23 protein-coding genes are annotated in these 22241 nt (G+C 65.2%); 11 read left to right on the top strand and 12 right to left on the bottom strand.

The annotated features are described in order from the left end of the window. The first annotated feature begins 27 nt into the window (after positions 1 to 27). Positions 28 to 1431 carry a glutamate decarboxylase gene (locus tag QCE83_RS29430; RefSeq protein ID WP_309819516.1) on the top strand — a complete coding sequence of 468 codons (1404 nt, stop codon included), beginning with the start codon at positions 28 to 30 and terminating at the stop codon, positions 1429 to 1431. Between the two features lie 118 nt (positions 1432 to 1549). Here QCE83_RS29430 and QCE83_RS29435 read toward each other — a convergent pair whose 3' ends face one another. After that, positions 1550 to 2713 (bottom strand): porin, encoded by a 1164-nt coding sequence (locus QCE83_RS29435; protein WP_309819518.1) that lies wholly within the window; start codon positions 2711 to 2713, stop codon positions 1550 to 1552. 252 nt (positions 2714 to 2965) lie between these two features. Here QCE83_RS29435 and QCE83_RS29440 point away from each other — a divergent pair, with 252 nt between their 5' ends. Further along, a complete protein-coding gene (locus QCE83_RS29440; RefSeq protein WP_309819521.1) occupies positions 2966 to 3334 on the top strand; it encodes a nuclear transport factor 2 family protein in 369 nt (122 codons plus the stop codon). 10 nt (positions 3335 to 3344) lie between these two features. Here QCE83_RS29440 and QCE83_RS29445 read toward each other — a convergent pair whose 3' ends face one another. From QCE83_RS29445 to QCE83_RS29460, 4 genes are all read right to left on the bottom strand, one after another. Beyond that, positions 3345 to 4460, bottom strand: a complete 1116-nt coding sequence (locus QCE83_RS29445; protein WP_309819523.1) for a M14 family metallopeptidase — start codon at positions 4458 to 4460, stop codon at positions 3345 to 3347. A gap of 224 nt (positions 4461 to 4684) precedes the next feature. Next, positions 4685 to 5479 (bottom strand): ABC transporter substrate-binding protein, encoded by a 795-nt coding sequence (locus QCE83_RS29450; RefSeq protein WP_309819526.1) that lies wholly within the window; start codon positions 5477 to 5479, stop codon positions 4685 to 4687. A gap of 204 nt (positions 5480 to 5683) precedes the next feature. Beyond that, entirely contained in the window at positions 5684 to 5971 is a 288-nt protein-coding gene (locus QCE83_RS29455; RefSeq protein ID WP_309819528.1) for a helix-turn-helix transcriptional regulator, read from the bottom strand. Between the two features lie 3 nt (positions 5972 to 5974). Beyond that, positions 5975 to 6289: a type II toxin-antitoxin system RelE/ParE family toxin gene (locus QCE83_RS29460; protein ID WP_309819530.1), complete on the bottom strand. Its 315-nt coding sequence runs from the start codon at positions 6287 to 6289 to the stop codon at positions 5975 to 5977. Positions 6290 to 6499: 210 nt separating this feature from the next. Here QCE83_RS29460 and QCE83_RS29465 point away from each other — a divergent pair, with 210 nt between their 5' ends. Then, positions 6500 to 7396, top strand: coding sequence for a ferritin-like domain-containing protein (locus tag QCE83_RS29465; RefSeq protein ID WP_309819531.1), 897 nt, complete (start codon positions 6500 to 6502; stop codon positions 7394 to 7396). Positions 7397 to 7400: 4 nt separating this feature from the next. Here QCE83_RS29465 and QCE83_RS29470 read toward each other — a convergent pair whose 3' ends face one another. Then, entirely contained in the window at positions 7401 to 8132 is a 732-nt protein-coding gene (locus QCE83_RS29470; protein ID WP_309819533.1) for a TetR/AcrR family transcriptional regulator, read from the bottom strand. A gap of 176 nt (positions 8133 to 8308) precedes the next feature. On the opposite strand from QCE83_RS29470, the gene QCE83_RS29475 reads away from it, so the two are divergent. The 3 genes from QCE83_RS29475 to QCE83_RS29485 are packed head-to-tail and all read left to right on the top strand — an operon-like array spanning position 8309 to position 13158. Beyond that, positions 8309 to 9490: an isovaleryl-CoA dehydrogenase gene (locus tag QCE83_RS29475; protein ID WP_309819535.1), complete on the top strand. Its 1182-nt coding sequence runs from the start codon at positions 8309 to 8311 to the stop codon at positions 9488 to 9490. A gap of 9 nt (positions 9491 to 9499) precedes the next feature. Further along, on the top strand, positions 9500 to 11107 hold the full coding sequence (locus QCE83_RS29480; protein ID WP_309819537.1) for a carboxyl transferase domain-containing protein: 1608 nt from the start codon (positions 9500 to 9502) through the stop codon (positions 11105 to 11107). Between the two features lie 53 nt (positions 11108 to 11160). Next, positions 11161 to 13158: an acetyl/propionyl/methylcrotonyl-CoA carboxylase subunit alpha gene (locus tag QCE83_RS29485; RefSeq protein WP_309819539.1), complete on the top strand. Its 1998-nt coding sequence runs from the start codon at positions 11161 to 11163 to the stop codon at positions 13156 to 13158. 3 nt (positions 13159 to 13161) lie between these two features. Here the strand turns inward: QCE83_RS29485 and QCE83_RS29490 are convergent, their stop codons facing one another. After that, complete coding sequence (locus QCE83_RS29490) at positions 13162 to 13704, bottom strand: OmpA family protein (RefSeq protein ID WP_309819541.1); 543 nt, start codon at positions 13702 to 13704, stop codon at positions 13162 to 13164. A 169-nt stretch (positions 13705 to 13873) separates the two neighbouring features. On the opposite strand from QCE83_RS29490, the gene QCE83_RS29495 reads away from it, so the two are divergent. Beyond that, the gene (locus QCE83_RS29495; RefSeq protein WP_309819543.1) at positions 13874 to 14974 is read left to right on the top strand and encodes an AI-2E family transporter; all 1101 of its coding nucleotides are present in this window, start codon (positions 13874 to 13876) and stop codon (positions 14972 to 14974) included. A gap of 7 nt (positions 14975 to 14981) precedes the next feature. Here the strand turns inward: QCE83_RS29495 and QCE83_RS29500 are convergent, their stop codons facing one another. From QCE83_RS29500 to pcaH, 3 genes are all read right to left on the bottom strand, one after another. Next, a complete protein-coding gene (locus QCE83_RS29500) occupies positions 14982 to 15287 on the bottom strand; it encodes a DUF2288 domain-containing protein (RefSeq protein ID WP_309819545.1) in 306 nt (101 codons plus the stop codon). An 85-nt stretch (positions 15288 to 15372) separates the two neighbouring features. Then, positions 15373 to 15981 carry a protocatechuate 3,4-dioxygenase subunit alpha gene (gene pcaG / locus QCE83_RS29505; RefSeq protein ID WP_309819547.1) on the bottom strand — a complete coding sequence of 203 codons (609 nt, stop codon included), beginning with the start codon at positions 15979 to 15981 and terminating at the stop codon, positions 15373 to 15375. A gap of 5 nt (positions 15982 to 15986) precedes the next feature. Further along, positions 15987 to 16688, bottom strand: coding sequence for a protocatechuate 3,4-dioxygenase subunit beta (pcaH, locus tag QCE83_RS29510; RefSeq protein WP_309819549.1), 702 nt, complete (start codon positions 16686 to 16688; stop codon positions 15987 to 15989). A gap of 116 nt (positions 16689 to 16804) precedes the next feature. Between pcaH and pcaQ the strand changes: the two genes are divergently transcribed. Next, the gene (pcaQ, locus tag QCE83_RS29515) at positions 16805 to 17743 is read left to right on the top strand and encodes a pca operon transcription factor PcaQ (RefSeq protein ID WP_309819551.1); all 939 of its coding nucleotides are present in this window, start codon (positions 16805 to 16807) and stop codon (positions 17741 to 17743) included. A 196-nt stretch (positions 17744 to 17939) separates the two neighbouring features. Beyond that, positions 17940 to 18308 carry a response regulator gene (locus QCE83_RS29520; RefSeq protein WP_309819553.1) on the top strand — a complete coding sequence of 123 codons (369 nt, stop codon included), beginning with the start codon at positions 17940 to 17942 and terminating at the stop codon, positions 18306 to 18308. Between the two features lie 7 nt (positions 18309 to 18315). Here QCE83_RS29520 and QCE83_RS29525 read toward each other — a convergent pair whose 3' ends face one another. After that, positions 18316 to 19029, bottom strand: coding sequence for a lysophospholipid acyltransferase family protein (locus QCE83_RS29525; RefSeq protein ID WP_309819555.1), 714 nt, complete (start codon positions 19027 to 19029; stop codon positions 18316 to 18318). Positions 19030 to 19190: 161 nt separating this feature from the next. Here QCE83_RS29525 and pip point away from each other — a divergent pair, with 161 nt between their 5' ends. After that, positions 19191 to 20165 (top strand): prolyl aminopeptidase, encoded by a 975-nt coding sequence (gene pip, locus QCE83_RS29530; RefSeq protein ID WP_309819557.1) that lies wholly within the window; start codon positions 19191 to 19193, stop codon positions 20163 to 20165. A gap of 16 nt (positions 20166 to 20181) precedes the next feature. Here the strand turns inward: pip and QCE83_RS29535 are convergent, their stop codons facing one another. Next, entirely contained in the window at positions 20182 to 21402 is a 1221-nt protein-coding gene (locus QCE83_RS29535) for an EAL domain-containing protein (RefSeq protein ID WP_309819558.1), read from the bottom strand. Positions 21403 to 21720: 318 nt separating this feature from the next. Here QCE83_RS29535 and QCE83_RS29540 point away from each other — a divergent pair, with 318 nt between their 5' ends. Continuing rightward, the gene (locus tag QCE83_RS29540; protein WP_309819560.1) at positions 21721 to 22143 is read left to right on the top strand and encodes a hypothetical protein; all 423 of its coding nucleotides are present in this window, start codon (positions 21721 to 21723) and stop codon (positions 22141 to 22143) included. The last annotated feature ends 98 nt before the right edge of the window (positions 22144 to 22241 follow it).

The raw sequence follows: 22241 nt of genomic DNA on the forward strand, positions 1-22241 counted from the left end.
ATCCTTATTTGCAGAGGGTGCAAGGCAATGAATGCTGCAACGACCCCGGACGGCACGCCGCCCGAAAAAGTCACGATGTACGACGAGTTCAATCTCGAGGTGCCGGAGGACGCGTTCCCGCGACACGGCATTTCGGCGCGCGCCGCGGACGCGCTGGTCTGGAGCGACGAGTGGACCGACACCAATCCCATGCTGAACATGTCGTCGTTCGTCACGACCTTTGCGGAACCCGAGGCGGTGGAGACCGCGCGGCGCAACATGTACAAGAACTACATCGACCATGACATGTATCCGCAACTCTTCGCGATGGAGAGGCGCATGGTCCGCTGGCTGCACGAGCTCTGGAACGGTCCGAAAGACGTGGAGCCCTACGGTGCGGCGACCATTGGCTCTTCCGAGGCGTGCATGCTGGCGGGACTGGCGCACAAGTGGAACTGGCGGCAGGCGCGCGAGAAGGCCGGCAAGGACGCCTCGCGACCGAACATGGTGACCGGCGGCAATGTGCAGATTGTCTGGAAAAAATTCCTGCGCTACTTCGACGTCGAGCCGCGCATCGTGCCGCTCGAGCCGGGCAACTATCGGCTGACCGCGGATCAGCTGGAAAAGTACGTCGACGAGAACACCATCGCGGTGGTCGCGATCGCCGGACAGACGTTCACCGGCGAAGACGACGACATCCAGGCGATCCACGACTGGCTCGAGGCGTACGAACAGAAGACCGGCATCTCGATTCCGATGCACATCGACGGCGCCTCGGGCGGTTTCGTCAATCCCTTTCTCTATCCGGACTACGCGTGGGATTTCCGTCTGCCGCGCGTGCAGTCGATCAACGCGTCCGGACACAAGTTCGGGCTTACGCCGCCAGGACTCGGCTGGGTGGTGTTCCGCGAGCGCAAGGTCTTCAATGAAGACCTGATCTTCTACGTCAACTATCTCGGCGGTGAAATGCCTACCGCGACCCTCAACTTCAGCCGCAACGCGGCGCCGATCGCGGTGCAGTACTACCAGTTTCTGCGTCTCGGCTTCGACGGCTACAAGCGCATCATGACGCACACGCTCGCCAATGCGGTCAGGCTGCGCGACGAACTGGTCAAAAGCGGCTACTTCACCATCATGAACGAGACGCAGCGCATTCCTGTCGTCGCCGTCACGCTCGATCCCAAGGTGAAGAAATTCAATGAGTTCGATGTGTCGAACAAGGTGCGCGAGAAGGGCTGGGTGCTGTCGGCGTATTCGATGCCGCCCAACGCCGAGGAAGTGAGGAGTCTGCGCGTGGTGGTGCGTCCACACATCAACCACACCGTCGCGATGTCGCTGGCGCGCGACATTGTCTCCGCTTGCACGTATCTCGACGAGCACGGCGGCACCGCCACCGCTCCGGCATTGCATGCTCACGCCGATCCTCACAAGGTCGCCGTGGCGAAATGCTGAGCCGCGTGAGCGTGTGAGCGTGTGAGCGTGTGAGCGCGTAAAAAAACGGGCCGCCCGGAGGCGGCCCGCTTCGTTCAGCAGACGTCCCTCGAGAGGACGTCCGGCGTCGCCGCGATGCTTAGAACTTGTGGCGGATGCCGACGCGGAACGCCAGCTGGTCGTCTTCGCCCAGACCCGACGTACCGAAGTAGCTGGTCGCCGAACCGATCTGCGCTTGCACGTCGTTCGTGCCGTTGCGGCCCGAAGCCTTCTGGTAGATGCCGAGCACGTACACATCGGTACGCTTCGACAGCGCGTAGTCGACCGATGCGTCGAACTGGTGCCAGTGGCCCTTGGCGTTGTCCGTCAGGTTCATGTACGAGTAGCCGAGGCCAGCCGTCAGCGCCGACGTGAAGGCATACTTGCCGCCGATGTCGAACGCGTTGAACTTCGAGCTCGCGCCGGTGACCGGTTCGAAGCGCGTGTTGGTCCACAGGCCGAAGATCGTCGCTGCGCCCAGCGCGTAGTTCGCGCCGATGCCGAACGTGCGCAGGTCCTTGATGTTGGCTTGCGTGATGTTCGCGATGTTGGTCGAGAACGTCGGCGTGGACGAGCCCGGGTAGTGGATGTCCGTGTAAGCCGCGCCGATGCCGAGCGGGCCCGTCTTGTAGTTCAGGCCGAAGCTGTAGGCACGCGACGAACCGGCGGTCGTGCCGACCGTCGGCGAGCCGGCGAAGGCGCCAGCTGCGTTCGAGAAGCCGTACATCGCGCCGAACGTCACGCCGTAGAAGCTGGCGCTGCTGAACTTGACCGAGTTGTTGATACGGCTCGAGGTCAGCTGGTCGACGTCGTTGATGTGGTAAGCGTAGTTGCCCGCGACGGTCTGGCCGCCGATCGAGTACGCGCCGCCGAGGTAGTCGGTCGAGAACGAGTATTGACGACCGAAGGTCAGTGCGCCGACGTCGTTTTTCGAAATACCGACGAATGCCTGACGGCCGAATTCAGCGCCGCCTTGGCCCAGTGCGCCGGTGCCGCTGTTGAAGCCGTTTTCCAACGTGAAGATCGCCTTCAGGCCGCCACCGAGGTCTTCGGAGCCCTTCAGGCCCCAACGGCTGCCTTGCGCCACGCCGTCGTCGTACTTGACGAGCGAGTCGCTGCCGCCGGTGCGTGCTGCGTTGTTCGCGTAGCTGATACCGGCGTCGATGATGCCGTACAGCGTGACGCTGCTTTGCGCGTGCGCGGAGGTGGCGGCGAGGGCGGCAAATGCGGCGAGCGCGGCGGTCGCCAAGAGATTCTTCTTCAAAACAAGCTCCGTGAGTTGGTTCGCGGTGGTGGTGACGATGTCGGTCAAATCCGCGTTCTACGACGTGTTCATTGCGACGGGCGCAACTGTAGCGGTCGCTGAAGACGAAACTGTGACAGTGCTTTCAGCCTGCTTTCGGTGTATCTCAGGTGCAACACCAGTAGCGAAATCACGGCGCTTGTGTTCTCCGTCCACGCGATGCGATGCTCACGCTTCACTCCTCACGCTTCACTCTTTTTAGCGAGCGACACCATGGACGAGACGGGAATCCTTGCACTGGAAGCGCGCCTGAAGCAGGCGATGATGAAGTCGGACGTGGACGCGCTCGACGCGCTGCTCGCCGACGACCTGAGCTTCGTCGACGCCACCGGCAAGGTCTGGACGAAGGCCGACGACCTGAACGGCCATCGCTACGGGATGCAGCGGATCGAGAAGCTGGAGACGGAGGATGTGCGGGTGCGCGTGTATGGCACGTTCGCGGTCACGGTGACGCGCGTGGTCATCACCGGCACCTTCGGCGGCGCCCCGTTCGCGGGCAGCCTGCGCTACACGCGAACCTGGGGCGAGATCGACGGGAACTGGCGCGTGGTGGCCGCGCAATGCGGCCTTGCGCCTTTCTAGGGAGCGATGCTCAGGCGGACAGCAGCGACCCGGTCCGATACGCCTTCGCGCCCGCGATGCGCGCCACTTCGAGACCAGCCGTCGCGAAACGCACGATGTGGCGCGCGTACATGACGCCCGAGGTCGTGCACTTGAGCCTGGTCACGGTGTCGGTCAGCGGATCGATGATATCGGCGACCGGCGCGCCCGCCTCGATGTACTCGCCCACCGGCGCGCGGAACACCAGGATGCCCGACATCGGTGCGACGATCGGCTCCGCGCCCGCAAGCGGCGTGGCCGGGTAGGCGAGCGGCGGCAGCTCGGGCACCGGGGCCTCGATCACGCCGCGCCGGATCAGATAATTGACGATGGCCTGCGCGTCCTTGTCCGCGAGTTCGTAGGACACGTCGTGCTGGCTGCGCAGCTCCACCGTCACCGACACGCCGCCGTTCGGAATCGGGAAGCGCTCGCCGTAACGCTGGCGCAGATCGGACCAGCAGAAGCTGTGGATCTCGTCGAACGGATTGCCCACCGAATTCAGCGCGAGCAGCGACGCGCGGGCGTCGAGATAGCGGGCGAGCGGCTCCACTTCGTCCCAGATGTCCGGATTGGTGTAGAGATGCAGCGCGGCGTCGAGGTCGCAGTGCAGGTCGAGCACGACATCGGCGTCGAAGGACAGCTTCTGCAACGCCAGACGTTGCGATTCGAGCTCGGTGTGCGGCGTCTGCTCGTCGAGCGCTTCCTGCATGGCGGCGCGCACGGCCAGCTTGTTGGCCTCCGCGTCCGCGCCGAGACGCGCTTCGATGCGCGGCGCGATCAACGCGGCGAGATCGTGGAAATTGCGGTTGAAGTTGTGGCCGCTGTTGGTTTCGAAACGGCCCATCAGCGTGCCGTGCAGATGCTGCGACAGGCCGATCGGATTGGGCACCGGCACGATCACGACTTCGCCGCGCAGCTTGCCGGCGGCTTCGAATTCGGCCAGCTGGCGGCGCAGACGCCATGCGACCAGCATGCCGGGCAGTTCGTCCGCGTGCAGCGAGGACTGGATGTAGATTTTCTGGCCGCCGCCGGGGCCGTAGTGAAAGCTGGTGATGGTGCGGGTCGTGCCGAGGGACGGCGAAATCAGGGAGTGGGTTCGGGTTTGCATAGGGGTCGCGCGCACGCGAATGCGTGCTTCTTGCCTCGGATAGTTGCGGGGCGCCGCGGTGTCTCCTTCCGCTGGCGTCTTACCGGACGTTCGATCTTAGCCGAAATCACTGCGGCGGGCGCCCGGACGGCGGCGTCCGCAAGGGATGACGGCAAGGGATGACGCAAACGAAACGGGCTCCGTGCCTTGCGGCGCGGAGCCCGTTTCAGGGAAGACGAGGCGGCTTAGCTGCCGTACACGTCGAAGTCGAAGTACTTCTTCTCGATCTTCTTGTAGGTGCCGTCCTTGATGATGTCGGCGATGGCCTTGTCGATCTTGGTCTTCAGGTCGGTGTCTTCCTTGCGCAGGCCGATGCCGGCGCCGTTGCCGAGCGTCTTCGGATCGTCGAGGTCCTTGCCTGCGAAGTCGAAGCCCGCGCCGCGCGGCGTCTTCAGGAAGCCGATTTCGGCCTGCACGGCGTCCTGCAGCGCGGCGTCGAGGCGGCCCGACGTCAGGTCGGCGTAGACCTGATCCTGGTTCTGATACGGCGTGACCGTCACGCCCTTCGGCGCCCAGTAGGTCTTCGCGTAGGTTTCCTGGATCGTGCCCTGTTCCACGCCGACGTTCTTGCCCTTCAGGCTTTCGGCCGTCGGCATGATGTTGCTGCCTTTCTTCGCGACCAGGCGCGTGGGCGTGTTGAACAGCTTGCTCGAGAAGGCGATCTGCTCGGCGCGTTGCGGGGTCATCGACATCGACGAGAGCACGCCGTCGAACTTCTTCGCCTTGAGGGCGGGGATCATGCCGTCGAAGTCATTCTCGACCCACACGCATTTCGCCTTGAGGCGCGAGCAGATCTCGTTGCCGAGATCGATATCGAAACCGACCAGCTTGCCGTCGGAACCCTTGGATTCGAACGGGGGATAGCTGGCGTCGACACCGAAGCGGATCGTCGAATAGTCCTTCGCCTGCGCGGCGGTGACGGCGGTGAGCGACGTGGCGGCGAGAAGGGACATCGTCAGTGCCGCGAGCAGTTTCTTCACTGTTGTAACTCCAGAAGGTGGTCGGTTCTGCCCGGAAGGTCTCATTGCCAGGCGACCGGCGCGTGGTTGGAGCGCCGGATCAGGTGCATTCCGCGGATCGTGTCCGCTCAGAATCGGCAGAAGGTTACCAAGCCAAAAATGTTGGGGAGCTAGTGAAAGCCCCGATAGCGGGTCTTTGAAGCCTTACGGTCTGAGGAAGGTGCTTCATGCGGCCTTCAACTCGATGTGCGGATGCAAGCCGACGCGCACGGCCAGTGCCAGCAGCATGTCGAGGCTGAACTTATCCCACTTGCTTCGGTTCAGGTCGGAAACACGCGGCTGGGTGATGCCGAGCGCCTGAGCAGCCTGTGCCTGGGTCCAGCCACGGGCTTCGATCACCTGACGCAACGAAGCCATCAGGTCGGCGCGGAGACTGAGCAGCAGAGCCTCTTCCTCGGGAAAGCCGAGGTCGGCGAAGACGTTTCCGCTCGAATCTACAATGGGTTCGTTCATGATTCAGCCTCCAATCAGGCGATAGCGGCGAGCCGCCAGTTCGATATCTTCGCGTCGCGTCTTTTGAGTTTTCTTCTGGAACGCGTGTAGCACATAGACGGCGTCGCTCAGCTTCGCGACATAAAGCACTCGCCATTCTCCTTCGAGGTGGACGCGGATTTCATAAACCCCTGCGCCGACCGACGGCATGGGTTTGAAATCATCCGGCATCAGGCCACGCTGCACGGCGTCCAGCTGAAATCCGGTGTGGCGGCGCGCTTCTACAGGAAATTTGCGCAGATCCTCCAAGGTGGTACCGACGAAGCGTAAGGTTTTCATCGCTACAATATACAAGTATATGTATATTTTCGGCGTTCAAGCAATGTCAAATTTGGTGACGTCTGTGAGTTGACCTGCTCCGTTTGGCATGACGCGCTATGGCGTAGTGGTTGGGGCTTGTCGACTAGTGGCTTCGCGCGCCCACTGCATGTTTGCGTTCCGTATGCCAAACTCCGCAGGACGTACCCGGGCCGAGACCAATCTTCGAATATGTCCGACACGCTCAACCCAGTCGAAGCAGATCATGCGATGCGCCACTGGACCTACCGGTCCACGGGAAAGATTCCGATCGGTTCGGACCTGCACAAGCGCATGTTCTGCGAGATGCTCCTGACGACGCACAACCCGTACAAGCCCGCCGTCATCGACTGGCCGCCGCTCGACCCCGCCGCGCTGAAGCGCGTGACCTCGCTGCCGATCTGGGACATCGCGGTGCAGACGGAAGGGCGCGCATCGATTCGCGTCGCCACCTACGCGGCCACGGTTGCCGACGCGCATCTGCGCGAGGCGCTGCGCATGAACGGCGGCGAGGAGGCGCGTCACAAGCTGGTGCTGTCGAAGCTGGTGGAGGCGTATGGCATCGAACTCGCGCCGGAACCGCCGTATCCCGCCCCCGCCGATCCGTTACGCGCCTGGATGCTGACCGGCTACAGCGAATGCATCGACAGTTTCTTCGCATTCGGGCTGTTCGAGGCGGCGCGGCAGTCGGGCTACTTTCCCGAAGCGCTGGTCGAAACCTTCGAGCCGGTGATCCAGGAAGAAGCGCGTCATATTTTGTTCTTCGCCAACTGGGTGGCGTGGTACCGGCGCAGCCTGCCGTGGTATCGCAAGCCGTGGTTCCTGGCGAAAACCGCGAGCGTGTGGATCTCGCTGATCCGCGACCGCATTTCCCTCGCGCGCGGCTTCGACACGAGCGGTGCCGCGCAGGACGCGAACTTCCCGGCGAATGTCGGCGATTCGGTGGCGGGCGATGTTTCGGTGCGCGCGCTGATCGAAACCTGTCTGAAAGAGAACGACCGCCGCATGGGCGGTTACGACGCGCGGCTCCTGCGCCCCGTCACCGTGCCGAAGCTCGCGCGCCTCGCGCTGCGCTTCATCCGCAAATAAGGCCTCACTCTTCCTGTTTCGGCTTCGCTGCGGCATCGAAGCGCCGCGAGGCTTCCTCGACCTCCTGCCGGAAGCGCACCAGCGCAGCCACCTGCGTGTCCGGCGGCTGCAGCGCCGCCCACAGGACTTCCACGAGTTCGTTCGCCGTCGTCTCGATCTGAGCCTGACTCAAGCGCCGCTTTGCGAGCGTCGCATCCCACAGGACATGCTCCATCGGGCCGAACACGAGCGAGCGCAACAGCCGCAGCGGCACGTCGCTGCGCACGTGGCCGAGCGCCTGGCCGTGCGCGAGCACGTCCATCAGCGGCGCCGTGTAGCGGCGCTGCAGTTCCGTGAGCGCGTCCGACAGATCGTGCTGCTTGGTGCGCCCCTCCGAGAGCACCAGCGAGCAGAGCCCGGTGCCGTTCATCAGCATGAGCCGCATGTGCGTCCGGACGATGAACGCAAACTGCTGATGCACCGTGCCGTCGCGCGGCAGGCCGGTTTCGAAGGCATCGATGATCTCGTCGTACCAGTCGGCGATCACGCGCGCGCACAAATCCCGCTTGCCGCTGAAATAGCTGAAGACCGTGGCTTCGGAGATGCCCGCGCGCTGCGCGATCTCCGCGCTGGTCGCGGCGTCGTAACCCTTCTCGGCGAAGACTTCGCGGCCGGCCTGGAGAATCTCCTTCACGCGCTGCTGCGATTTGATGCCGGCGGGCGCGCGGCGGCCGGGAGCGGTGGTATGCGTCGACATGATCGGAATGCAGCCCTGGAAACGTCACGAATAAATGTGAGCGTAGCTCAAAAACCTATTGACGGCCAGCCAATTTGAGCGTGAAATTGCCCAATCCAGCGGTTACCAACGCGGTGTGAGCCAGACTCAACACGCGGCAACCGCCGAAAACATCCGTATTCACGAGGAGACGCTTCATGAGCAACCTGCCCGGTCTGAATTTCGCGTTGGGCGAAGACATCGACATGCTGCGCGATTCGCTCGCCCACTTCGCGGCGAAGGAAATCGCCCCGCGCGCCGGCGAAATCGACCATTCGGATCAGTTCCCGATGGACCTGTGGAAGAAATTCGGCGACCTGGGCGTGCTCGGCATGACGGTGTCGGAGGAATACGGCGGCGCGAACATGGGCTACGTCGCGCACATGGTGGCGATGGAAGAAATCTCGCGGGCTTCGGCGTCGGTGGGCTTGTCGTACGGCGCGCATTCGAATCTGTGCGTGAACCAGATTCATCGCAACGGCACCGAAGCGCAGAAGCAGAAGTACCTGCCGAAGCTCGTCTCCGGCGAGCATATCGGCGCACTGGCGATGAGCGAGCCGAACGCGGGCTCGGATGTCGTCAGCATGAAGCTGCGCGCCGAAGAGAAGGGCGACCACTACGTGCTCAACGGCACCAAGATGTGGATCACCAACGGCCCCGACTGCGACACGCTGGTCGTCTACGCGAAGACCGACATCGAAGCGGGTGCGCGCGGCATCACGGCGTTCATCGTCGAGAAGGGCATGAAGGGGTTCTCGGTCGCGCAGAAGCTGGACAAGCTGGGCATGCGCGGCTCGCACACGGGCGAACTCGTGTTCGAGAACGTGGAAGTGCCGAAGGAAAACATTCTCGGCCAGCTGAACGGCGGCACCAAGGTGCTGATGAGCGGCCTCGACTACGAACGCGCCGTGCTCGCGGGCGGCCCGACCGGCATCATGCTCGCCTGCATGGACGCGGTGGTGCCCTATATCCACGACCGCAAGCAGTTCGGCCAGGCCATCGGCGAATTCCAGCTGATCCAGGGCAAGGTTGCCGACATGTATTCGACGTTGCAGGCTTGCCGCGCGTATCTCTACGCGGTCGGCCGCCAGCTCGACACGCTCGGCGCCGGTCACGTGCGCCAGGTGCGCAAGGACTGCGCGGGCGTGATCCTCTACACCGCCGAAAAAGCCACGTGGATGGCCGGCGAAGCCATCCAGGTCCTCGGCGGCAACGGCTACATCAACGAGTATCCGGTGGGCCGTCTGTGGCGCGACGCCAAGCTGTATGAAATCGGCGCGGGCACGAGCGAGATCCGCCGCATGCTGATCGGCCGCGAACTGTTTGCCGAGACGGTTTGAGGGCGCGACATGACGATCATCGAATCGAAACTGAATCCGCGCGGCGAGGAGTTCCGCGCCAATGTGCAGGCGCTCGAAGCGCTCGTCGCCGATCTCAAGCAGAAGGTCGCGAAACTCGCGGAAGGCGGCGGGCAGGCCGCGCGCGACCGTCACGTGTCGCGCAACAAGCTGCTGCCGCGCGACCGCATCGCGCAGTTGCTGGATCCGGGCACGCCGTTCCTGGAGCTGTCGCAACTGGCCGCGTACGGCATGTACAACGACGAAGCGCCCGGCGCGGGCATCATCACGGGCATCGGGCGCATCGCCGGGCAGGAATGCGTGATCGTGTGCAACGACGCCACCGTGAAGGGCGGTACCTACTATCCCGTCACGGTGAAGAAGCATTTGCGCGCGCAGGAAATCGCCGAGCAGAACCGGCTGCCGTGCGTGTATCTGGTCGATTCGGGCGGCGCGAACCTGCCGAATCAGGACGATGTGTTCCCCGACCGCGATCACTTCGGCCGCATCTTCTACAACCAGGCGAACCTGTCGGCGCAAGGCATCGCGCAGATCGCGGTGGTCATGGGTTCGTGCACCGCGGGCGGCGCCTACGTGCCCGCGATGTCCGATGAATCGATCATCGTGAAGAACCAGGGCACGATTTTCCTGGGCGGCCCGCCGCTCGTGAAGGCGGCCACCGGCGAGGAAGTGAGCGCCGAGGATCTCGGCGGCGGCGATGTCCACACGCGTCTGTCGGGCGTCGTCGACCACCTCGCGCAGAACGATGCACACGCGCTCGGCATTGCGCGCAGCATCGTCGGCAATCTGAACCGCGTGAAGACGCCCACGCTGGCGCTGAAGGAGCCGCTGCCGCCGCGCTACGACCCGCAGAGCGTCTACGGCGTGATTCCCGCCGATACCCGCAAGCCCTTCGACGTGCGCGAAGTGATCGCGCGCATCGTCGACGACTCCGCCTTCGACGAATTCAAGGCCCGCTACGGCACCACGCTCGTCTGCGGCTTCGCGCATGTGTGGGGGCATCCGGTCGGCATCGTCGCGAACAACGGCATTCTGTTCAGCGAGTCGGCGCTGAAGGGCACGCATTTCATCGAACTGTGCGCGCAGCGCAAGATTCCGCTCGTGTTCCTGCAGAACATCACCGGCTTCATGGTCGGGCGCAAGTACGAGAACGAAGGCATCGCGCGCAATGGCGCGAAGATGGTGACGGCCGTCGCCACGGCGAAGGTGCCGAAGTTCACGATCATCATCGGCGGCTCGTTCGGCGCGGGCAACTACGGCATGTGCGGCCGCGCGTATTCGCCGCGCTTCCTGTGGATGTGGCCGAACGCGCGCATCTCGGTGATGGGCGGCGAACAGGCGGCGTCGGTGCTCGCCACGGTGCGGCGCGACGGCATCGAGAAGAAGGGCGGCGCGTGGTCGAAGGAAGAGGAAGAGGCGTTCAAGGCGCCGATCCGCGATCAATACGAAGTGCAAGGCCATCCGTACTATGCGAGCGCGCGTCTGTGGGACGACGGCGTGATCGATCCCGCGCAGACGCGCGACGTGCTGGGCCTCGGGTTGGCCGCGACGCTGAACGCGCCCATCGAAGACACGCGCTTCGGCGTATTCCGGATGTGACGACAGGAGGTGGCGCTTGAGCGCCTTACTCCTGTCCTCTGCAGAGCAAAGACATGTTCAACAAAATACTGATTGCAAATCGTGGCGAGATCGCCTGCCGTGTCGCGGCTACAGCGAAGCGGATGAACATCGGCAGCGTCGCCGTGTATTCGGATGCGGACGCGAAGGCCAAGCATGTCGATGTCTGCGACGAAGCCGTGCATGTGGGCGGCGCGGCGGCATCGGAGAGTTATTTGCGCATCGAGCGCATCGTCGCGGCCGCACTGGCGACCGGCGCGCAGGCCATTCATCCGGGCTATGGCTTCCTCTCGGAAAACGAGGACTTCGCCAACGCGTGCGAGAAGGCCGGGCTGGTGTTCATCGGACCGCCCGTTGCGGCGATCCGCGCGATGGGTTCCAAGGCCGCGGCCAAGGCGCTGATGCAGTCCGCTGCGGTGCCGCTCGTGCCGGGCTATCACGGCGACGACCAGGACCCCGCGCTGTTGCAGCGCGAGGCGGACGGCATCGGCTATCCGGTGTTGCTGAAAGCGAGTGCGGGCGGCGGCGGCAAGGGCATGCGCGTGGTCGAGCGCAGCGAGGATTTCGCGGCGGCGCTGGCCTCGTGCAAGCGCGAGGCGGCGTCGAGCTTCGGCAATGACCGCGTGCTGATCGAGAAGTATCTGCAGCGTCCGCGGCACGTCGAAGTGCAGGTGTTCGCGGACCAGCATGGTCACGCGGTCTACCTGTTCGATCGCGACTGCTCCGTGCAGCGCCGCCACCAGAAAGTGCTGGAGGAAGCGCCGGCGCCCGGCCTCGCCGATGAAACCCGCCGCGCGATGGGCGAAGCCGCCGTTGCGGCGGCGCGCGCAGTGGATTACGTCGGCGCGGGCACGGTCGAGTTCATCATGACGCAGGACGGCCAGTTCTACTTCATGGAGATGAACACGCGCCTGCAAGTGGAACATCCGGTGACCGAGATGGTGACCGGGCTGGACCTCGTCGAATGGCAGTTGCGCGTGGCGGCGGGCGAGCCGCTGCCGCTCGCCCAGGATCAGCTGAAGGTGCACGGAAACGCCATCGAGGCGCGCATCTACGCGGAGAACCCGTCGCGCGGCTTCCTGCCGTCGACGGGCACGCTCAAGCATCTCAGCATGCCGCACGCGGTGGAATTTTCGATCGACGGCGACGTGCGCGTGGACAGCGGCGTGCGTCGCGGCGACGCGATCACGCCGTTCTACGACCCGATGATCGCGAAGCTCATCGTGCATGGCCGCGACCGCCGCGACGCGCTCGCCCGCATGGCGCGCGCGCTGGCGCAATGCGAGATCGTCGGGCTGTCGACCAATGTCGAATTCCTGCTGCGCATCGTGCAGAGCGAGCCGTTCAGCACCGGCGAGCTGGACACCGGCCTGATCGAGCGTCATCACGACGCGCTGTTCGCGCCGTCGAAGGTATCGCGCAAGCATGGTCTGGCGCTCGCCTGCGCCGCGCTGCTCACGCGCGAAGGCGGCGAGGCGCATGGCCATTCGCCGTGGGATGCGCTGTCGCACTGGCGCATGGCGGGCGGCTACAGCCAGGATCTGAACTGGCGCGCGGCGGACACCGACGAAACGCTGAAGGTGATCTTCACGAAAGCCGGCGACAAGCGCCTGCAACTCAACGGCGAGCAGGCGCGCTTCGACTGGTCGCACAGCGGCGAGACTTCGTTCGCGGTGCAACTGGATGATGCGCTCATCAAGGGCCACGTCTTCACCGACGGCGACCTGTTCCACGTCTTTCATGAAGGCGCGGCGCTGCAGTTCGAGTGGCAGAACCTGATGGCTCACGCAGGCGATGTCGAGCAGGAAGGCCGCCTCACCGCGCCGATGCCCGGCAAGGTGATCGCCGTGCTGGTGGAACCGGGCGCGCAGGTGCAGAAGGGCGCGCCGCTGATGGTCATGGAAGCGATGAAGATGGAGCACACCATCGTCGCGCCGGGGCCGGGCACGATCGGCGAGATTCTGTTCGCGGTGGGCGATCAGGTCGCCGACGGCTCGCAGCTGCTCGTGCTGGAAGCGGCGCAGGCCGCCTGAAAGCTAGCGCCGGCCCCTGGCAGGCGTGCCGAGCAGCGTGCTTTCGCTTTCGGTGCGCACCAGGATTTCCACGCGCCGGTTCAGCGCGCGGCCTTGCGCGGTGTCGTTGCTGGCGATCGGCCTCAGCCAGGCCGCACCCTTGGTCGTGATGCGCTGGGCCGGCACGCCGCGCTGGATCAGCGCCTGCGCCACGGCCTGCGCGCGCGCTTCGGACAGGTTGCGGTTGTAGCCGAGCGAGCCCTGGTTGTCGGTGTGTCCTTCGATCAGCACAGGCCGCATGCTGCGCTTCAGCACGACGGCGACCCGATCCAGCAACGGCGACTGTCCCGCGCGAATGTCGACTTCGTCGGTGTCGAACAGCGGCGCCTCGGGCAGCCGGATCTCGACGCCGCCCTTCACGGCAAGCGTCGTGATGCCGTAGCGCGCATTGACCTCGTCTTCCTTCGACCGGTTGAGCTTGGTCGAACAACCGGCCAGCAGCGCGAGCGCCACGCATGCCGAAGCCGTGGCCCACAGCGTCATTCCCTGTGCGGTCTTTCCCGTCATTGAACCTTCCCTGCATCGATCCGGAGCTTCGATTATAGGGAGAGCGGCGCGCCGTCCCGCAAAGGAGGCGTCGGCGCGCGCCCGGGCATGCGTGATTACAATGAACGGGGACGATTTTTGCTCCCGATTTTTGCTCGCTTATCCGCACCTTCAAGAGGCCCCCGTTTTCATGCCTATCCCGCCGCGCAACGACCCGACGCCCGATTCAGCCGGACGCACCTTCAAGATGCAGCGCACGGCCTCGGCGGTGCTGTACGCGGTGCTCGTGCTGGTGGCGCTGTACACCGCGCGCACCTTCATCCCGGCGGTCGTGTGGGCGGCCGTGATCGCCATCGCGCTCTGGCCGGCCTTCGGCTGGCTCGAACGCAAGCCGTTCTTCAAGAACCATCACATCGTGCTTGCAGTGTGCCTGACGGCGGCCATCGGCCTGTTGTTCGTAGTGCCGTTCTTCGTCGTCGCGGCGCAGACCATCAATGAGGCGCACGACATGCTGCACTGGTTCCACGATGTCCTGCGCACCGGCTTCCCGATGCCCGCCTTCGTCGATCACCTGCCGATGAGCGCGCAGATCTCGCGCTGGTGGCAGGCGAATCTCGCGACGCCGCTGGATGCCTCGCCCGCCGTCAAGAACCTGCACAGCGCCACCGTGGTCGCGATGACGCGTCACTTCGGCGGGCGCGTCGTGCATGGTTTCGTCATCTTCGGCTTCATGCTGATGACGCTGTTCTTCGTGTTCCAGGCCGGGTCGAAGCTCGGCCAGCAGCTGCTCGCGGGCTCGCGCCGCGCATTCGGCGCCGATGGCGCGGCAATCGTGCGGCGCATGGCCGAATCGGTGCGCAGCACGGTGGTGGGGCTGGTGGTCGTGGGGCTGGGCGAGGGCGCGCTGCTCGGCGTCGCGTACATCGTGACGGGCGTGCCGCACGCAAGCCTGCTCGGCATGCTCACGGCCGTCGCGGCGATGCTGCCGTTCTGCGCGCCGATCGTCTTTCTCGGCTCGGCGCTGTGGCTGCTCGCGCAGGGCTCGATGGTCGCGGCCGTGTGCGTCGCCGTGTTCGGGCTGATCGTCGTGTTCGTGGCGGAGCACTTCGTGCGGCCGGTGCTGATCGGCGGCTCGGCGCGGCTGCCGTTCCTGCTGGTGCTGTTCGGAATTCTCGGCGGCGCAGAGACGTTCGGGCTCATCGGCCTGTTCATCGGCCCGGCGCTGATGACGATCCTCGTCGTGCTGTGGACCGATTACGTCGTGGAGCGGCGCAGCGGTCCGCGCGTGTGACCGGGCCTCAGGCGCGTTCCTGCACGCACACCCACGGCGACGTCACCACCGCCCACAGTTCGGGGTCGCGCGCGGCGAGATCGGCGGCGGTTTCGGCCTGCATGCGCTCGACGAGCCCGGCCGATAGCCATTGCGTGACCTGACGGGTGTCGTCATTGGCAACGGCTTCCGCGACGCTCACCAGGTCGAGATCGCCCTTGACCCAGATGAGCTTGCCCTGCGCGAAGAAGCGTTCGAGTTCGGACCAGCCGATCTGGGCGGTTTCACCGAGGAGCCGGGCGTAGAGGGGACTGGGCGTGGAAGCGTCGGACATGATGTGAGGCGGGGAAAAAACGAAAGGCGTCCGACACTATAGCGCAGTGCCGGACGCCTTCTGTCCTGACTTCCGTCGCGCGACCTTACAGGTCGAAGAACACCGTCTCGTTCGGACCGCGCAGATGGATGTCGAAACGATAGATGCTGCCCGACGATCCCGGCTTGGCCGCCGGACCCGTCTCGCGCTTCGCGATCAGCGTATGCCGGCGCTCGGCCGGAACGCTTTGCAGCACGGCGTCCTTCGCGTTGGCTTCGGCTTCGTCCTCGAAATAGATGCGCGTATAGGTATGCAGCAGCATGCCGCGCATCAGCACGATCACGTCCAGATGCGGCGCGGAATCGTCGGCGGTCTTGCCGGGCTTCACCGTATCGACGATGAAGCGCAGCTTCGGATCCGTGCCCGTGCCCACGCGGGCAAAGCCGCGGAAGCCCGACTCGCGCGCTTCCTGGACGCTCTGCACGTAGCGGCCCGAGGCATCCGCCTGGGCGACTTCGATCAGCGCGTCGTTGACGGGCTTGCCTTCGGCGTCGAACACATTGCCGACCACGGCGATGTGCTCGCCCGGCACCTCACGGTCCGCCGCCGATGCGGTGAACAGGCTCTTCAGGTCGAAGTTGTACTGCTCGGGAACCAGGCCGTAGGCGAAGTACGGACCGACGGTCTGCGAAGGGGTTTGCTTGAGCGTGGTCATGGGGTTCACTCCGTCGGCGTCTGGTCGGGACCGCGCAGCACGATGTCGAATTCGTAGCCGAGCGCATAGCCTTCCTGCGTGGTGTCGATGGAAAAGCGCGACACGAGACGGTTGCGCGCCTGTTCGGGGATGCCCTGGAAGATCGGGTCGAGTTCCAGCAGTGGGTCGCCGGGGAAGTACATCTGCGTGACGAGACGCGAACCGAAATACTCGCCGAACAGCGAGAAGTGGATATGGTTCGGGCGCCATGCGTTCGTGTGATTGCCCCACGGATACGCGCCGGGCTTGATCGTCATGAAGCGGTAGCGGCCTTCGTCGTCAGTCAGGCAGCGGCCCGCGCCGAGAAAGTTCGGGTCGAGCGGCGCGTCGTGCTGGTCCGCCTTGTGCACGTAGCGGCCCGCGGCGTTCGCCTGCCACACCTCCACCAGCGTGTTGCGCACGGGGCGGCCGCCCTCGTCGAGCACGCGGCCCGTCACCACGATGCGCTCGCCCAGCGGCGCGCCGTTCTTGGCGGCGTTGCGGGTGAGGTCGGCGTCGAGCACGCCCAGGTCGTCGGCGCCGTAGACCGGCACGCGGCGATTGCGCAGGTTTTCCTTCAGCGGGATCAACGGCAGCCCGGGGCTGCGCAGCACCGACGACTTGTAGCCCGGCGACAGATACGGCGGATGGGATTCCCAGTCGCGCGGCGTGAGGATGGGGGAGGTCATTCGACTGTCTCCTGTGATTTTGTGAGGACTGAACCCGGTGTTTCTGACAAGTACTTTATAGAACGACGCAAGTTATGGAAAATGATGTTTCGTGCCATCTTGCATAACCAATCCTCATGGATACCGACTTCACCAACACCCGCGTCAAGTTCCGGCATCTGCAGTGTTTCCTGGCCGTCACGCAGCTCGGCAGCGTGCAGCGCGCGGCCGACAGTCTGTCGATCACCCAGCCGGCGGTGTCGAAGACCATCGGCGAACTGGAATCGATGCTGGGCGTGCGTCTGTTCGAGCGCGGCCGGCGCGGCGCGGTTCCGACCCGCGAAGGGCGCCTCTTCGCGCCGCATGCGAGCGCGTGCGTGGCGTCGCTGCGGGAGGGCGTCGACATGCTGCTGCGCGAGCGCGGCGACGTGCCCGGTTCCATCTCCATCGGCATCCTGCCGACGGTCGCGCCCGTGCTGCTGTCGCCGGCGCTGCTGTCGTTCCGGCAGCAGTGGCCGGCGGTGTCGCTGTCCGTGTGGACGGATTCGAATGCGCTGCTGCTGGAAAAGCTCAAGGCGGGCGAGGTGGATCTGGTGGTCGGCCGGCTGTCCGAGCCGGAGGCCATGCATGGGCTGTCGTTCGAGCAGATTTATCGGGAACCACTGGCGGTCGTCGTGCGGCGCGAACATCCGCTTACGCTGGAGACGCCGCTGACGCCCGCGTTGCTGGCGCGCTTTGCCATCGTCGTGCCGCCGTTCGGCACGCTGATCCGTCAGTCGGCTGAAAGCGTGCTGACCGCGTTCGGCGCGCATGCGCTGACGGCGCTCGTCGAGACGCTGTCGGTGTCGCTTGGACGTTCGCTCGCGCTGAACAACGAAGCCGTCTGGTTCGTACCGGCGGGCGCGGTGGAGCAGGACATCGCGCTCGGATTGCTGGCTGCCTTGCCGATGCCCTTCGCCGGCACCGACGAGCCGATCGGCCTGATCCGCCGCAACGACGCAGCGCGCACGCCGGTGGAGGAGACGCTGGTCGATGCACTGCGGGAAGCGGGCCGGGGACGCGCCGGGAGCAAATGACCGGCAGGCATGCGCGGCGCGCAAGTTGCTGAAGGAGCATTTACCGCGCAGAGTTCGCGCGAAAGAAATACTATGACGATACGGTAAAGGGCCGGCGCCACTGCAACGAATGCATGCCGCGACGGTCACAAGCACATTCCGCCCGCGTCATGGTTGCCACCGTTTGACCGCACCGTACCCAGAACATGTTCGCAAGATGAAGACTGTACTGCTCGTCGACGACGACCCCGCCACCATCGAAGCCTGGACTCTCTGCATGCAGGGCGAGGACTGCACCGTGTTATGCGCATTCGACGGCAATGGCGCCCTGGCGATACTCGGCGAGCAGCAAGTGGACATCGTCGTATCGGACTGGATGATGCCGGGGCTGGGCGGCGCGCTGCTCTGCCAGACGATGAAGAACGACACGGCGTTCTCGCATATCCCTTTCCTGATGATTTCGGGCCATCCGAATCCGCCCGCATTCGTCAGCTACGACGGCTACCTGCGCAAGCCCGTCGACATGGAAACGCTCATTTCCGCCGTCAACCGGCTGTGCGCCGCGAAGAAGCGGCCGCTTTACTGAAGGAAGGCTAGCGCAGGATCGCCAGCGCTTCGTCCATCTGCGTCTGCGCGAGCCGGTTCAGCTGCTGCGGGATCTCGCAGTCGAGCGGCAGACACGGCGTAACGATCACGCGGATATGTCCGCCCCGGTCCGGCCAGCCTTTCGCGGGCCAGACCTTGCCGGCATCGTGGACCACCGGCACCACGGGCACCCGGGCCGCGCAGGCGAGCCGCACGCCGCCCGAGGCCAGCTTGAGCGGCGCATCGTGCGCGACGCGCGTGCCTTCGGGGAAGATCACCACCGAGTCGCCCTTCTTCAGCCGCACGGCGGATTCGCGCGTCACCGCGCCGTGAGCCTGGCGGATCGAGCCGCGATCGAGGCTCACCATGTCGAGCCCGCGCAGCACCCAGCCGAAGAACGGGATGTTCATGAGTTCGTGCTTGAACACGAAGCTGATGCGGCGCGGGAACAGCGCCATGAAAGACAGCGTTTCCCAGGTCGATTCATGCCGCGACAGGATGATGCACGGTCCGGCCGGCAGATGCTCCAGACCCTCGATGGAACAGGTGACGCCGGTGATGACGCGCATCATCGTGACCATCGCGCGGCACCAGAGTCTGGCGAGCCGGTAGCGCCCGTTACGGCCCACGAAGGGAAACAGCGGCAGGATCAGGATCGACCAGACGATGCCGCTGCCGAGCAGATACGTGGCAAAGAGCCACTTGACGAGGGTGCGGCGCATCGGATTCACAAGATGACGGGAGAGTGACAGCGGGAGCAAGCCGCAAGCATAGCGTATCGGGGCGGGCCGGCGCGGCTGCGGCGGGCGACGCGTCCAGCGGCCTAGCGCGAGCGATGCAACAATGGACCCCCGGTCAAACCATCACGCAGGGAAGCGAGCTCATGGAAAATCAGGCGCCCCGAGATTTCGACGAAGGCATGCTCGAAGTGGGCGACGGCCATTCGATCTACTGGCGGGCACAAGGTCCGCGCGACGCGCCGGTGATGCTCGTCGTGCATGGCGGCCCCGGCGGCGCAATGAATCTCAAATGGGCGGACGTGCTGGAGCCGGACGCGTGGCGCGTCGTGTTCTTCGACCAGCGCGGCTGCGGCAAGTCGACGCCGTTTGGCAAGCTGGAGCACAACGGCATCGAGGCGCTGGTCGGCGACATGGAAAAACTGCGCGAGGCGTTGCAGATCGAGCGCTGGGCGCTGTTCGGCGGCTCGTGGGGCACGACGCTCGCGCTGGCCTACGGTGTCGCGCATCCCGAACGCTGTCTCGGCTTCCTGCTGCGCGGCATCTTTCTGGCGCGGCGCGAGGACATCGACTGGTTCCTGTGGGACGTGCGCCGCGTCTTCCCGGACGCGCATCGCGCCTTTCTCGACGCCATCGAGACGGCCAGCGGCAAGCGGCCCGCCAGCGCGCCGGAGATCCTCCAGCTGACCGAGGCGCCGCTCGCGCGTTTCGACGAAGCCGGCACGCAGCTCGCGCGCGCGTGGACCCGCTACGAAACCACGCTGTCGGTCGTGAACAAGCCGGAGAAAGAACCGTCGGACGAGGCGAAGCGGCCGAGTGCGGAAGCCAATGCCGCCGCAATATCGATGGCCCTGCTCGAACGTCACTACATGGCGCACGAACTGCCGCCGGCGCCGCTGCTGCCGCAGGTGGCGCGCGTCGCGCATCTGCCTTGCCGGATCGTGCACGGTCGCTTCGACATGGTGTGCCCGGCCGACCAGGCGAGCGCGCTCGCGGCTCACTGGCCCGGCGCGCACCTGGCGATCGTGGATGCGGCGGGGCACTGGACTTTCGAGGCGGGTAACGTGGCGGCGCTGCGCGCGGGTGCGGCGGCGCTTGCCGGCGCGGTCAAGCAGACCTGAGACAGGAAGACGGCGCTCAGAGAATCGCGGGCGCGCCTTCGATCAAACGCCGCCAGTCCAGATCCGCGCCGATCACGACGAGCTTCGACGCACGTTGCGTCGCGATCGTGAGCGTCACGCACAGCGAGGTGCCCGTCACGGAGAGATACGGCGCGCTCGTGATGACCTGTTGCGGGTTGGCGTGGGCATCGACGAAATACGGGCGGTTGTCCCAGCGGCCCGTCGCCGGGTCGGCGATCGGCGCGAAACGTTCGCTCGGCGTCTTCGCGGCGGAGCCGGCCAGCCCCGGCGTGAATTCGCGGCCCGCCTGATCCAGGAAGAAGCAACTGAGGGTGCAGGGCAGGGCGAGCAGCTCGGCGCAGGCGCTGTGCGTCGCGGCGCCGGCGGCGAAGCGCTCGGCCGCCTGCAACAGCCCCGCACGATACGGCAGCACCAGCAGATCGCCCGCCAGCCGCTCGGCGCGGCGCATGTGGGCGAGCTGGTCGAACACGTTCTCGAAAAGCGGCGTGGCCGCACCGCGTGTGGCGAGTTGCGCGGCGGGCAGCCCGAACAGATAGCCCTGCACGAAATCGACGTTCGAGCGCGCGGCGAGCATCAGGTCCTCGGCCGTCTCGATGCCCTCCGCCACCACGAACATGCCCGATTCATGCAGCAGATCGACGAGCTTCGGCATCAGCGCGTCGCGCATGTGGGCGCTCTTCGCGCGCACGAGGCTGCGGTCGAGCTTGACGATATCCGGTCTGAGCGTCAGCAGCCGGTCGATATTGGAATGGCCCGCGCCGAAGTCATCGACCGCGACGAGGAAGCCCTGCGCGCGAAACGCGTGCGTCGCGCGCGCGATTTCGGCGACATCGGTGCCGCCGGATTCGAGCACTTCGATCACGAGCCGCTCGGGCGCCAAACCCGCGCCGCGCGTGGCCGCGGCGAGCCGTGCGGCATAGCCGGGATCGGTGAAGGTCGCCGGATTGATATTGAGGAAGAGCCATTGCGCGGGCGGCAGCAGCGACGCGGCGTTGCGCAGATGCGTGACGTGGCTCATGCGGTCGAGCTCGGTCAGCGTGCCCGCGACGATCGCCCGCCCGAACAGATCGAACGGGCCGATCAGCGCGCCATCGCCCGCATCGCCCCGCAGCAGCGCCTCGTAGCCGACCTCGCGCTGATGCGGCAGGCTGTAGATCGGCTGCAGGTGCGTGCGCAGCGTGATGCCGTCGACGATTTCCGGCTGTGCGGTCGCCACGTTCAGACGGCGGAAGCCGGCGTCGCCGGCATGACGGCCGTAAAAGGCTCAAGGGACGCGCGCGCCGTCGGACGAACGCAGAGAATGGCAGACAGGTCGATGAACAACACGGCAGTCACGCGTTTTCGTGGGGATGTGGGCAATATCGGCTGATCGTGCTCAAACTTGAGCAGCGGTCGTCCAGACGTCCGCACCGCGCGCCCGGATTGCCGCCTCGGCCGCCGCGACCTATCTTTGTTGATGCAGCGGTATGATCCGGCTGCAACTTCTGCCGCGTGTCGCTCGTCGAACGCTGCAACGAACCCTAGAGAGAGACTGATGGCGCAACAAAAAACCAACCCGAAACTCGAACAGGCGCTGACCCGCGGCGATCTCGCGATCCGTCAGGCCAACTCGGGCCGCGCCACCGCGGTGCTCCGCGCACTCGGCAAGATGATCGTCGAGGCCTCGGCGACCATTGGCGTCGAGGCGCACGTCGTCATTCACGATGGCGACAAGATCTACGATCCCGCCGACGGCGTCTGGCCGCAGCAATTGCTGATTTCGCTCGATGGCCCGGTCGAGGAAAACGATCCGGATGAAATCCGCACCGTGACCTTGCTGGCGGATACCCCGGCGACGATTTTCCGCTGCGAATGGCAGCGCGCCGACGGCAATCTCGGCCGGCAGGAAGGCAAGCCGCTTGCGATGGTCGCGTTCATTACCGACGTGGATATTCCCTGGCTCGACGAAGACGACTGATTTTTTCTCAGACTATTTGGTGGTCATTCACACGGCCGACATGATTATGTCGTGCCAAAGGCGGACGTCTCTCATAGCAGAGCGTCCGCTTTTTGTTT

The sequence above is a fragment of the Caballeronia sp. LZ034LL genome, assembly GCF_031451215.1.
In the GTDB taxonomy this organism is placed as follows: Bacteria; Pseudomonadota; Gammaproteobacteria; order Burkholderiales; family Burkholderiaceae; genus Caballeronia.